We start from the raw sequence: 12,535 nt of genomic DNA, 5'->3' as shown, positions 1-12,535 counted from the left end.
TCGCCATGTTCTTCGCACTCACCGACGACCAGCGCGAGTTCGACGCCGCCGTGCGCGGCTACCTCGCCGAGCGGTTCGACCTCGAGGCCGTCCGCGGCGTCGTCGAGGACCCCGCCGGCGACGGGCACCCGGCCTCGCTGTGGAAGGCGGCCGCCGAGCAGGGCTGGCCGGCCGTGCTCGTGCCCGAGGAGCACGAGGGCCTCGGGCTCGGCCTCGTCGAGGCGCAGGTGATCGCCCGGGCGCTCGGCGCCGGGGTGGCGCCGGGGCCGTGGCGCGGCACCGTGCTCGCCGCGGAGGCGATCCGGCTCGCCGGCTCGCCCGAGCAGCAGGCCGCCTGGCTGCCGAGACTCGCGAGCGGGGAGGCCGTGGGCGCGCTCGCGCCGCGCGGCTCGGCGCCGGGAACGCTGCCCGCGGTGGAGTACGGCGCGGTCGCCGACGTGGTCGTGGTCCGGTCCGGGGAGGGGCTCGCGCTCGTCGAGGCCTCGGCGTTCAGCGCGACCCCGCAGGGCTCCTACGACGGCACCGCACGCCTCGCGTCGCTCGCGGTCGACGGCACCGGCGAGGCGCTGCCGGGTGCCACGGCCGAGATCGTGGCGGAGCTGACGGCCCGCGCCACCGTGCTCGTCGCCGCCGACCTGGTCGGCATCGCCCGCGAGGCGCTGTCCCGGACCGTGGCCTACGACCGCGACCGCCAGCAGTTCGGCGTCCCGGTCGGGTCGTTCCAGGCGATCAAGCACGCGCTCGCCGACCTGCACGTCGGGGTGACGATGGCCGAGCACGCGGCCCTGTACGCGGCGCACGCCGTCGACGCCGGCCTACCGGACGCGGCGCTGGCCGTCGCGGTGGCGAAGGCCAAGGCGGGGGACGTGGCCCTGGACGCGACCGCCGCGATGATCCAGTACCACGGTGGCATCGGCTACACCTGGGAGCACGAGGCGCACTTCTTCTACAAGCGCGCCAAGCGGCTGGCCGGGCAGTTCGGCGACTCCGACGCCCAGCGCGCGCGCATCGCCGAACTGACGATCGACACCGTCCCGGCCTGACGGTCGCGCCGGCCGCTCAGCGCTGCCCCGTGGCCGGGGGACGAGCCCGGCCACGGCGCGGCGCCCATCGGTGGCCTCCCTCGACGTGACACCCGCCGAACCCGTCGGCCTGCTCGCGGAGCCGGAGCGCCTGCGGGTGGTCGCGGCGTCGGTGCTCGGCGAGGACCTGGGCTACGCCGACTGGGACGTCGAGCACCTCGCCCAGCGCCTCGTCCGAGGCGGCCGGCTGCTGTCGTCGCCCGCCCGGGACGCGAAGCGTCGCACCGATCACGCGACCCCCTGCGCCGCCGTCTCGTCGACCACCAGTTGCCGGCCCGCGAAGGCGGGGAGCACCGGCGGTCGGGCGGCTGGATCGATGTCCTCGACCGAATGAGGCACGGGTGGTGTCAGGAGGGGTCGGATCCGCGGACCACGGCCCAGCACAGGGCCCCGGCCGCGACCAGCGCGGTCGCTGCGAGCCAGGTGGGCACCCCGCCGCCGATCAGCGCCACCCCCAGCAGCCCGACCAGCGGGGCGAGGGCGACGCCCGCGAGATCGGCGCGCAGGTGCCTGCCCAGCCCGTACCGGCCGAGCGCGGCGCGGGTCTCGTCGTCGGCGGTGGCGGGGTTGTCGAGCCTGCGGCCGGAGGGCTCATCGGACCGGACGGGGCCGGACGGGACCAGCCGGACCTCGCCGTCCGGTCCGGGGACGGATGCGGCGAGGTAGCGGTGCCGCGCCGGGTCGCCGTGCAGCACGACGACCGTGGGCGCGGGCAGCACGGTGAGCCCGGGCTCGAAGTGCACCGGCAGCCACCGCGGCGGGCTGGTGTCCAGCTCCAGCCAGGACCGGGTGGCGAGCCCGCGCTGGATGCGGACCCGGCGGCCGACCACACTGCGGCGGCCGCGGCGCAGCCAGGCCCGGCGCCGGGTCGTGAGCTGGAACGCAGCGGTCGCGAGCAGCGCAGCCAGGGCGGCGGCGGCGAAGGCCAGCCCGCTCGCCGCGGCGTCGAGGTCGGCGAGCACGGCCGCCCCGGGGGTGACGAGCCGGGCGGGATCCGCCGGGTCGTAGGCCACCTCGATGCCCGTCCCCGGTGCCGGGGCGTCGACGGCGAGCGGCACGGTGTCGGTGCGTTCGACACCACCGGCCGGGGTCCAGCGCACGAGCAGTGCTCCCGGCGGCGGCGACCCGGCGACCTCGCCGATCGTCCGCGCGGTCAGCGGTGCGAGCCCGGAGCGGACACCGAGGTACCCGGCCAGGCTCGTGCCGCCGACCAGCACGCACACCGCGATGGCGAGGCCGCCGGTCAGCAGGCCGTGGCGCAGGGGACGGATCAGCGCCCGCCCCCCGGCTGCGTCGTCGTCACTGGGTGAAGCCGACGCGGACGTAGTCCCAGTCGCCGAGGCCCTTGGCGCCCCAGTTGGCCAGGTTCTCCTTGACCGCGTACGCGCCGGTCGACGGGTACAGCGGGAGGTGGTGCACCTCCTGCCAGATCAACTTGTCGATCTCGTCGCCGAGCTGCTGGCGCTTGACGGGGTCCAGCTCCGCGAGGCCCTGGTTGTACTTGTCCTCGATCTCCTGGCTGTAGATGCTGCCGAAGTTCTGGCTGGTCCGCTCGCCCGGCCGGGCGTAGAGCGACTTGCTGCTGCTGAACGGGATCGACGTGGTGACCCACTGGAAGCCGGTCAGATCGAAGTTGCCGGGGATGATGGCCTCGTCGAAGAACTGCGCCGGCGGCACCGGCTCGATGGTGACCCGGACCCCGATCCGGGCCAGCTGCTCCTGCACGGTCCGGGAGATCTGGTCGGAGATCGGGTTGCCCGCCGTCGAGACGTAACGCAGGTTCAGCTCGCGGCCGTCCTTCACCCGGGCCTCCCCCTGCTGTACCCAGCCGAGCCGGTCGAGCTCGGCGCGGGCCGCGGCCTGGTCGAACGGGATGATGCCCGAGTTGTCGACGTAGCCCGCCGCGCCGATCGGGTAGATGTGGCTTCCCTGCCGGGCGACGTTCGGCACGATCTGCCCCACCAGGCGGTTCGCGATGGCCTGCGCGTCGATGCCCTTCGCGATGGCCCGGCGGACCGCCGGGTCCTCCATCAGCGAGCCGGGCGCGCCGTTGAACGTGATGTGGTTGTACTGCTTCTCCAGCGCCTGCCGGACGACGACCCCCGGGGTGGTGCGGGCGCGCTGGTACAGGTCGACGCTGGAGCCGATCGTGTACCAGTCGATGCCGTTGTTGGCGAGCTCGTCGGCCAGTGCGGAACGGTCGAGCACCCGGAAGATGACCCGGTCCAGGCGGGGCCGCTCGCCCCACCAGTCCGGGTTGCGGACCAGCGTGATGGTCTGGGCCGTGGTGTCGATGGTGTCGACCTGGAACGGGCCGGCGCTGTCGGGGACCTTGTCGATCCAGCCCTCGTTGAACACGGCCGGGTCGGTGTTGGTCTCCTTGGGGTACAGCGGGCTGAACACGCCCTGCCACTCGGCGAAGGTCCGGGCGTAGGTGACCCGGACCTGCTTGTCGGTGTCACCGCGCTCGACCGACGCGATGTCCTCGTACCCGGTGGTCCCGGCCGGCCGGAAGGCCGGGTCGGTGCCGTTGAGGGCCTTCCACTGGGCTGCGAAGTCCTCCCAGGTGATCGGTCGGCCACTGCGCCAGGTGGCCTGCTCGTTGATCTGGTAGGTCACCACCTGCGGGTTCTGCGAGGTGACCTCGGCCGCGGTGACGTAGTAGGTGTTCAAGGTCGGGCTACCGTCCGCCCCGTCGGTGAAAATGCTGGGCAGGATGGCTGCCCCGACCTGGGAGGTCTCTCCGCTCGCCCCGTCGACCTGGTTGTAGTTGAGGTTGTCCGGGAGCGCGTCGAGCGGCGAGCGCAGGTCACCGCCCTCGCGCAGGGACGCGGGGTTCTGCGGGTTGATGTCCTGGGCACCCCGAGCCTGCTGTTCGGTGCTCTGCAGTTGCCCGCCGCCCCCGCCGCCGCACGCGGCCAGCAGCAGCGCGACCACCGCTCCCGCCGCGGCCAGTGCCACCCGCCGATGTGATCGACCCATGGTGCCTCCCCATCTCCGTGTCCGCTCTCCGTTGCGGGTCACACGACCTCCCGGGCGTGCGCGAAATGGCAGGCGGCCTCGTGGCCGGAGCCGACCGCGGCGCGCGGTGGCTCCTCGGTCACGCACCGACGGCGTCGGGACTCATCGAGTTCCACGAAGAGAGGGCAGCGGGTGCGGAACCGGCAACCCGACGGCGGGTCGGCGGGGCTGGGCAGGTCCCCGCGCAACAGGATCCGCTCGCGGCGGCGTTCGACCGCGGGGTCCGGGATCGGGATCGCGGACAGCAGCGCCTGGGTGTACGGGTGGCTCGGCGCGGCGAAGACACGGTCGACGGCCCCGATCTCCACGATCTTGCCGAGATACATCACCGCGACCCGGTCGGCCACGTGCCGGACCACCGACAGGTCGTGGGCGACGAACAGGAACGCGAGCCCGAGCCGTGCCCGCAGGTCCTCGAGGAGGTTGATGACGCCCGCCCGGATCGAGACGTCCAGCGCGGAGACGGGCTCGTCCAGGATCAGCACCTTGGGTTCGAGAGCCAGCGCCCGGGCGATCCCGATGCGCTGGCGCTGGCCGCCGGAGAACTCCGCGGGGTAGCGGTTGGCGTGGTCGGGCCGCAGCCCGACGAGGTCGAGCAGCTCGGCGACCCGCCGGCGGATCTGCGGGCGGGCGACGCCGTGCACCTCCAGCGGCTCGCCGATCACGTCGCCGACCGGCAACCGCGGGTCGAGCGAGGCCACCGGGTCCTGGAAGACGACCTGCAGGTCGCGGCGCACGGCGACCCGGGCGCGTCGGCCGAGCCCGGCGACGTCGGAGCCGAGCACCACGATCCGCCCGCCCATCGGGGGTTCCAGGCCGAGGATCTCCATGAGGGTCGTCGTCTTGCCGCATCCGGACTCGCCGACCAGGCCGAGCACCTCGCCCTCGCGGATGTCGAAGGAGATCCCGTCGACGGCGTGCACGGTGCCGACCCGGCGGCGGAACACCGACCCGGTGGTCACCGGGTAGTGCTTGACGAGGTCGACGACGTCGAGCACCACCGGGCGGTCGGGACGGCCGTCCGTGCCCGCCGCGCCGGGGGCCGGGGCCCGCACCCCGAAGAGCGTGGCGGCCGTGTCGGCGCCGGCGCCGGCCACGTCGTGCTCGACGCGTTCGATGTCGCCGCTGCGCCAGCACGCCGAGCGGTGCGGTTCGGGCCCGCCGGGGCCGGGCCCGACCACCTCGAGGGCGGGTTCCTCCGCCGAGCAGCGCTCGACGGCCATCGGGCAGCGCAGGGTGAACGGGCAGCCGGGCGGCAGGTCCGTCATGGGTGGTGGCTGCCCCTCGATGGGGACCAGCGGCCGCTTCTCGGTGGCGTCGAGCCTGGGCACCGAGCCGAGCAGGCCGAGTGTGTAGGGCATCCGGGGGTGGCCGAACACCTCGTCGACGGCGCCCTGCTCGACCGCGCGCCCCGCGTACATGACCATCAGCCGGTCGGCGACCCCGGCGACCACACCCAGGTCGTGCGTGATCAGGACGATGCCGGCCCCGGTGATCTCCTGCGCGGTCTTCAGGACGTCGAGCACCTGCGCCTGCACCGTGACGTCGAGCGCCGTGGTCGGCTCGTCGGCGATGATCAGGTCGGGGTCGTTGGCGATGGCCATGGCGATCACGACGCGCTGGCGCATGCCGCCGGAGAACTCGTGCGGGAACGAGGCGGACCGGGCCCGCGCGTGGGGGATGCCCACCAGGTCGAGCAGGTCGACGGCCCGCTCGGCGGCCGCCTTCTTCGCCAGCTTCGGGTCGTGCACCCGCAACGCCTCGGCGACCTGGTCGCCGACCGTGAAGATCGGGGTCAGTGCGGAGAGCGGATCCTGGAAGACCATGGCGATGCGCCGGCCGCGGATCCGCGACAGCGCGACGTCGGACTTGCCGAGCAGTTCGGTGCCGTGGAACCGGATGGAGCCGCCGATGCGCGCCTGCGGAGGCAGCAGCCCCATCGTGGCCAGCGCCGAGACCGACTTGCCGGACCCGGACTCACCGACGATGCCGAGCACCTCCCCGGCGCCGACGTCGAAGGACAGCCCGCGCACCGCGGCGACCCGTCCGGCCTCGCTGGGGAACGAGACCTCCAGGTCGCGGACCTCGAGCACGGGCCCACCGGGGTCGCCACCGGAACCCGGATCGAGGACCTTCTCGCGTTCAATCACGGCGCCGGCCCCGCAGCGAGGTGGGGTCGAGGGCGTCGCGCAGGCCGTCGCCGAGGAAGTTGACGGCGAGCACGGTGGTCACCAGCAGCGCCGCGGGGAAGAGGAACAGCCAGGAGAAGGTCAGCGCGGACTCCGTACCGTTGTAGATCAACGTTCCGAGCGAGATGTCGGGCGGCTGGATGCCGAAGCCGAAGAACGACAGCGCCGTCTCCGCGGTGATGGCGGTGCCGACGTTGATCGTCGCGTCGATGATCAACAGCGACGCCATGTTGGGCAGGATGTGCCTGCGGATGATGGGCCACGGCGCCATCCCCATGAACCGCGCGGCCTTGACGTACTCGCGCTCGCGCAGGCTCAGCGTCATGCCCCGCACGATCCGCGCGGTGATCATCCACTGGAACGCGGCCAGCAGCACCACCAGCAGCAGCCACGACCCACCGCGGAAGGCGGGGGACAGGATCGCGACCACGAGGAACGACGGCAGCACCAGCAGCAGGTCGACCAGCCACATCAGGGAGCGGTCGGTGGCCCTGCCGAAGTAGCCGGCCGCGGCCCCGACCACGGCCGCCAGCGCCGTCGAGATGATCGCGACGAGCAGGCCGATGAGCAGTGACTTCTGCAGGCCGCGCATGCACTGGGCGAACAGGTCCTCGCCGAGCTTGGTGGTGCCGAACCAGTGCTCCGGCGAGGGCGGGGTGAGCAGCGCGAGATCGTCCTGCGTGCGGTGGTCCCACGGGTAGAACAGTGGCCCCAGGAACGCCATCGCGAACAGCAGGACCAGGACCACCCCACCGGCGGCGCTCAGCCGGTTGCGCAGGAAGCGGCGCAGCACGAGCCGGCGGCGGCCCAGCGCCTCGATCGCACCTCCGGCCGGACCGGTGTCCGCCCCGGCCGGGTCGGGCCCGGTGCCGGAACCCGAGGCGATGACGGGACTGGCCATGGTCGATCTCCTGCTCACCGGATCCGCACGCGCGGGTCGAGCGCGGCGTAGAGGGCATCGGACAGCCATCCGGAGACGAGCACCAGTACGGCGACGAACAACGTCACGGTTGCGACGATGTTCGCGTCCTGCTGCTGCACGCCGACGATGAGCCAGTCGCCCATCCCGAACCAGCCGAAGATCCGTTCGGTGAACACGCCACCGGTGACGAGCAGGCCGAAGCCGAAGGCGAACAGCGTCGCCATCGGGATGAGCGCCGTGCGCAGGCCGTGCCTGAACAACGCGCGCCGCCGCGTCAGCCCCTTCGCCTGCGCCGTGCGCAGGAAATCGCTGCCCAGCACGTCCAGCATCGCGCTGCGCTGGTAGCGGCTGTAGAAGGCGATCTGTCCGAGAGCGATCGCCACGGTGGGCAGCACCAGGTGCTGCAATCGGTCCACGAGCGACTCGGTGAATGTTCCCTGGAAACCGGCGGTCACCTCGCCGGAGAAGTAGAGGATCTGGGTTCCCGCGGCCTGGTTCACCGGCAACCAGACGACCTTGAGCAGGGTGCCGACGACGAAGACGGGGGTCGACAGCATCAGGAAGGAGAACAGCGTCGCGAGGTAGTCCGACGGCCGGTACTGGCGGACCGCACCGGCCACGCCGATGAGCACCCCGAGGGTGACGCCGATCAGTGTGCCGGCGAGGAACAGCCGCAGGCTGGTCCCGGCCCGGCTGAGCACCTGTTCGCCGATCGGGGCGCTCACCACCGTGTTGCCGAAGTCGCCCTGCACGACGCCGCCCGCCCAGGTGAGGAAGCGCCGGGGGATCGGTTGGTCGAGGTTCAACTCCGCGCTCTTGGCCGCGATCGTCTGCGGGGGCGGCGGGGGCTGCCGGTTCTGCAGCGTGCTGAGCGGCCTGAACGTCAGCGACGCCAGCGAGTAGGCCAGGAACGTGGCGACCAGGCACAGCACCACGTAGTTCAGCAGGCGGCGAAGAAGGAAACGGACCATGCGCGCTCTCTCATGGTGGGCCCGGCGGTGGCCGTCGCGCCGGGACGTCGCCCGGCGGCCGACCTGCTGGCCGGTACCCTCGCCCCCGCTCTGTGAGGCCGACGTGAAGTGGTCGCTCTCGGTCGCGGAATGCACACGTTCTGCTACACATTCGTCCGGTCGCAAGCGCACCCTCATGCTCTGACCCGATGCATGACCGCCGAGCGCCACCACTTCCGCCGGCCGGCTGGAACCCGGACTCCAGCGGCCCGGGCGACCGGTGGCGCCCTCGATACTCCCGGACGCCGCCCGGGATTGAGCCGTTCGGCCACACTGGACCGGGACCGGCCCACAGTGGATGCGGTCGGGCCCCGGCCGTGGCACCGTGGAGGAATGCCGGGGCCCACCGCAGTCAATGCCACTGCCGCCGCGCTGCTCGGACTGCTGCACTCCGGGCCGATGACCGGAGGGCAACTGGTCGCTGCGGCGGGGGAGCGGTTCGGCTCCTTCTTCTCCGTCACCCGCAGCCAGGTCTACCGGGAACTGCCGGCGCTGGCCGAGGCCGGGCTGCTCCGGCTCGGCAAACAGGGGCCCCGGGCGTCGCAGCAGTACGTGATCACCGCGGCCGGCAAGCGGGCGTTCAAGAACTGGCTCACCACGGGCAGCGGGTCCGACGCACTGCGTAGCCCCCTGGTGCTGCGGCTGCTGCACGCGGGCTCGCTGACCAGCAAGCAGCGCGCCGAGCTCGTCCGGTCCTCGAAGGAGGTCTACGCCGCCCGGCTGGACGCCGCCCGCGCGGCCGCCAAGGGCGAACCCGACCCGTATCGCAAGGCCGTCGCCGACTTCGCCGTCGCGCACACCCGTGCCATGGTCAAGCTGCTGGACGCCATCCCGGAGGAGTAGGAGGGCGCGACCGGGCAGCTCGCGCGGTGCGTACCCTGGACTGTTGTGAACCCCGACGTCGCAGCCGACCTGAAGGACCTCTCCGGCACCATGGAGAGCATCGAGGCGGTCGTCGACCTCCCCGCGCTGCGCGCCGAGATCGCCGACCTCTCCGACCAGGCGGGGCAGCCCGATCTGTGGAACGACACCGAGGCCGCGCAGAAGGTGACCAGCCGGCTCGCCCACGCCCAGGGTGACCTGCGCCGGGTCGAGGAGCTGCGTCGGCGTCTCGAGGACCTTCCGGTGCTCTACGAGCTCGCCGAGGAGGAGGGCGACACCGCGGCCATCGCCGACGCCGATGCCGAGCGCGCCAAGCTGCGCGAGGAGATCGCCTCGCTCGAGGTGCGCACGCTGCTGTCGGGCGAGTACGACCCGCGTGAGGCGCTGGTGACCATCCGCGCCGAGGCCGGTGGCGTCGACGCCGCCGACTTCGCCGAGATGCTGATGCGGATGTACCTGCGCTGGGCCGAGCGTCACGGCTACAACGTCGACGTCTACGACACCTCCTACGCCGAGGAGGCCGGCATCAAGTCGGCGACCTTCCAGGTGCACGCGCCGTTCGCCTACGGGACCCTGTCGGTCGAGCAGGGCACGCACCGGCTGGTCCGGATCTCGCCGTTCGACAACCAGGGCCGCCGGCAGACCTCGTTCGCCGGGGTCGAGGTGGCGCCGGTCGTCGAGTCGACCGACCACGTGGAGATCGACGAGAAGGACCTGCGGGTCGACGTGTACCGCTCGTCCGGCCCCGGCGGGCAGGGCGTCAACACCACCGACTCCGCCGTCCGGCTCACCCACATCCCCACCGGGATCGTCGTGTCCTGCCAGAACGAGCGCTCGCAGCTGCAGAACAAGGCCACCGCCATGGTGGTCCTGCAGGCCAAGCTGCTGGAGCGGCAGCGCCGGGAGGAGCAGGCGAGGATGGACGCTCTCAAGGACACCGGGTCGTCCTGGGGCAACCAGATGCGCTCCTACGTGCTGCACCCGTATCAGATGGTCAAGGACCTGCGCACCGAGCACGAGGTGGGCAACCCCTCCGCGGTGCTCGACGGCGACATCGACGGTTTCATCGAGTCGGCGATCCGCTGGCGGCGCACCCAGGCCACCGCGGACTGACGGCGAACGGTCGGCCGGTCACCCGTTCCGGTCGTGATGAACCAGCCGAGCGGTAGCCGGGGGGCGCCCAGGGGGCGAGTCGGGTAACGGTCCGGTCGCGGCCCGGCGGTAACGTCCCGCGTCGTGATTCGCCTGGAACGCGTCACCAAGATGTACAAGACGTCCACGCGCCCCGCCCTCGACCGGGTGTCGGTGTCCGTGGAGAAGGGCGAGTTCGTCTTCCTGATCGGGCCGTCCGGCTCGGGCAAGTCGACCTTCCTGCGGCTGCTGCTGCGCGAGGACGTACCCACCCGGGGCAACATCTTCGTCTCCGATCTCAACGTCGCGAAGCTCCCCCGACGGCGGGTGCCCCGGTTGCGCCAGCGCATCGGCTGCGTGTTCCAGGACTTCCGGCTGCTGCCCAACAAGACCGTCGGCGGCAACGTCGCGTTCGCCCTCGAGGTGATCGGCAAGCAGGCCTCGACGATCCGCAAGGTGGTGCCCGAGGTGCTGGAGCTGGTCGGACTGGAGGGCAAGGCCGAGCGGATGCCGCACGAGCTCTCCGGCGGTGAGCAGCAGCGGGTGGCCATCGCGCGGGCGTTCGTGAACCGGCCGCTGGTGCTGCTGGCCGACGAGCCCACCGGGAACCTCGATCCGGACACCAGCCAGGACATCATGCTGCTGCTGGAACGGATCAACCGCACCGGCACCACGGTCGTCATGGCCACCCACGACCACTCCATCGTCGACTCGATGCGCCGCCGCGTCGTCGAGCTCGACCTCGGTCAGGTCGTCCGCGACGAGTCGCGCGGCGTCTACGGCGTGGGGCGGTAGCACCGGTGCGTACAGACTTCGTCGCGCGGGAGGTTCTCACCGGGCTGCGCCGCAACGTCACGATGACCGTCGCGATGGTCCTGACCACCGCGATCTCGCTGGGTCTGGTCGGCACCGGGTTGCTCGCGGTGAACACGATCGACAGCACCGAGCGGCTCTACAGCGACCGGCTCGAGGTGCAGGTCTCGCTGACCCAGGACGTGTCGAGCACCGACACCGACTGCAGCCAGCCGATCTGCGCGAACCTGCGCACCACCCTGGAGAACTCGCCGCTGGTCGAGTCGGTGGACTTCGAGAGCCAGCCGCAGGCCTACGAGCGCTTCAAGGAGCTGTTCGCCGGGCAGTCGATCGCCGAGGTGGTCCGGCCGCAGTCGCTGCCGGCAACGCTGCGGGTCAAGCTGGTCGACCAGGACACCGGTGCCGAGGCGATCCGCCAGGCCATGGCCGACCAGGTCGGCGTGCGGAACGTGATCGACCAGCGTGACGTCGTGGCCAAGCTGTTCGACTTCCTCGGCGGCGTCCGGAACGTGACGTTCGCGCTCGCGCTCGTGCAGGCCGTCGCGGCACTGCTGCTGATCTCCAACACGGTGCAGGTCTCGGCCTACACCCGGCGTACAGAGGTCGGGGTCATGCGGCTGGTCGGTGCCACCCGCTGGTACACCCAACTGCCGTTCCTCATCGAGGCGGTGGTCACGGGCGTGGTGGGCGCGGTGCTGGCCTCGGCCGGACTGATCGCGGCCAAGTTCGTGTTCATCGACGACCTGCTCGCCGGGATCGCGCAGAACGGCGTCATCCCGCCGATCAGCCTGCTCGACGTCGTGCAGGTCTCGATCTACCTGGTGCCCATCGGGGCCGCGATCGCGGCGATCACCGGTTACGTGACGCTGCGGCTCTACGTCCGGCTGTAGCCGGGCGGGTCGCCACGCTCGGGGGTCGCGGACGACGGCGTCCGCGATCCCCGCCGCGTAGTCTGGACAGGTGAAGGAGAAAGGCCGCAAAGTCATCGCGCAGAACCGGAAGGCGCGACACGACTACACGATCCTCGACACCTACGAGGCCGGCGTCGCGCTCCTGGGCACCGAGGTCAAGAGCCTGCGCCTGGGCCGGGCGTCCCTGGTCGACGCCTTCGCGACCGTCGACGACGGCGAGGTCTGGCTGCGCGGCCTGCACATCCCCGAGTACACCCAGGGCAGCTGGACGAACCACGAGCCCCGGCGCACCCGCAAGCTGCTGCTGCACCGCGGGGAGATCGAGCGGCTGATCGGCAAGATCCGCGAGGGCGGGCTGACCCTGGTGCCGCTGTCGCTGTACTTCTCCGACGGCAAGGTCAAGTGCGAGCTCGCCCTGGCGAAGGGCAAGAAGAGCTACGACAAGCGGACCGACCTGGCCAAGCGCGACGCGGAGCGCGACATCGCCCGGGCGATGGGCCGCGCGGTCAAGGGCCGGGCGCGGGAGATGCGGTGACGGCAGGGGACGGGGACCCCACCCCCGGGAATCCGGCAC

At 72.1% G+C, this 12,535-nt stretch carries 12 protein-coding genes; 7 read left to right on the top strand and 5 right to left on the bottom strand.

Features of this window, described 5'->3' with window-relative positions; all coding sequences use genetic code 11:
* The first annotated feature begins 5 nt into the window (after positions 1-5).
* A complete protein-coding gene (locus HF519_RS17810) occupies positions 6-1,043 on the top strand; it encodes an acyl-CoA dehydrogenase family protein (RefSeq protein ID WP_169414097.1) in 1,038 nt (345 codons plus the stop codon).
* A 70-nt stretch (positions 1,044-1,113) separates the two neighbouring features.
* Positions 1,114-1,416 (top strand): hypothetical protein, encoded by a 303-nt coding sequence (locus HF519_RS17805; RefSeq protein ID WP_169414096.1) that lies wholly within the window; start codon positions 1,114-1,116, stop codon positions 1,414-1,416.
* A gap of 13 nt (positions 1,417-1,429) precedes the next feature.
* Here the strand turns inward: HF519_RS17805 and HF519_RS17800 are convergent, their stop codons facing one another.
* The 5 genes from HF519_RS17800 to HF519_RS17780 all read right to left on the bottom strand — a co-directional run bounded on the left by HF519_RS17800 (position 1,430) and on the right by HF519_RS17780 (position 8,185).
* A complete protein-coding gene (locus HF519_RS17800; RefSeq protein WP_169414095.1) occupies positions 1,430-2,299 on the bottom strand; it encodes a hypothetical protein in 870 nt (289 codons plus the stop codon).
* An 82-nt stretch (positions 2,300-2,381) separates the two neighbouring features.
* Positions 2,382-4,064 (bottom strand): ABC transporter family substrate-binding protein, encoded by a 1,683-nt coding sequence (locus HF519_RS17795; RefSeq protein WP_169414094.1) that lies wholly within the window; start codon positions 4,062-4,064, stop codon positions 2,382-2,384.
* Positions 4,065-4,102: 38 nt separating this feature from the next.
* Positions 4,103-6,253 (bottom strand): dipeptide ABC transporter ATP-binding protein, encoded by a 2,151-nt coding sequence (locus tag HF519_RS17790; RefSeq protein ID WP_312860173.1) that lies wholly within the window; start codon positions 6,251-6,253, stop codon positions 4,103-4,105.
* Positions 6,246-7,193 carry an ABC transporter permease gene (locus HF519_RS17785; RefSeq protein WP_169414093.1) on the bottom strand — a complete coding sequence of 316 codons (948 nt, stop codon included), beginning with the start codon at positions 7,191-7,193 and terminating at the stop codon, positions 6,246-6,248. The genes HF519_RS17790 and HF519_RS17785 overlap by 8 nt, the downstream gene beginning before the upstream one ends.
* A gap of 14 nt (positions 7,194-7,207) precedes the next feature.
* The gene (locus HF519_RS17780) at positions 7,208-8,185 is read right to left on the bottom strand and encodes an ABC transporter permease (RefSeq protein WP_169414092.1); all 978 of its coding nucleotides are present in this window, start codon (positions 8,183-8,185) and stop codon (positions 7,208-7,210) included.
* Positions 8,186-8,557: 372 nt separating this feature from the next.
* Between HF519_RS17780 and HF519_RS17775 the strand changes: the two genes are divergently transcribed.
* From HF519_RS17775 to smpB, 5 genes are all read left to right on the top strand, one after another.
* Positions 8,558-9,067, top strand: a complete 510-nt coding sequence (locus tag HF519_RS17775) for a PadR family transcriptional regulator (RefSeq protein WP_169414091.1) — start codon at positions 8,558-8,560, stop codon at positions 9,065-9,067.
* A 45-nt stretch (positions 9,068-9,112) separates the two neighbouring features.
* Positions 9,113-10,219 carry a peptide chain release factor 2 gene (gene prfB / locus HF519_RS17770; RefSeq protein ID WP_169414090.1) on the top strand — a complete coding sequence of 369 codons (1,107 nt, stop codon included), beginning with the start codon at positions 9,113-9,115 and terminating at the stop codon, positions 10,217-10,219.
* Positions 10,220-10,342: 123 nt separating this feature from the next.
* Positions 10,343-11,032: a cell division ATP-binding protein FtsE gene (gene ftsE, locus HF519_RS17765; RefSeq protein WP_169414089.1), complete on the top strand. Its 690-nt coding sequence runs from the start codon at positions 10,343-10,345 to the stop codon at positions 11,030-11,032.
* 5 nt (positions 11,033-11,037) lie between these two features.
* Positions 11,038-11,940, top strand: a complete 903-nt coding sequence (ftsX, locus tag HF519_RS17760; protein WP_169414088.1) for a permease-like cell division protein FtsX — start codon at positions 11,038-11,040, stop codon at positions 11,938-11,940.
* A 70-nt stretch (positions 11,941-12,010) separates the two neighbouring features.
* Entirely contained in the window at positions 12,011-12,496 is a 486-nt protein-coding gene (smpB, locus tag HF519_RS17755) for an SsrA-binding protein SmpB (protein WP_169414087.1), read from the top strand.
* The last annotated feature ends 39 nt before the right edge of the window (positions 12,497-12,535 follow it).

The sequence above is a fragment of the Pseudonocardia bannensis genome (assembly GCF_012911875.1).
GTDB lineage: Bacteria > Actinomycetota > Actinomycetes > Mycobacteriales > Pseudonocardiaceae > Pseudonocardia > Pseudonocardia bannensis.
Note: the sequence above shows the minus strand (reverse complement) of the source record. Positions and strands in the feature narration are given on the sequence as shown.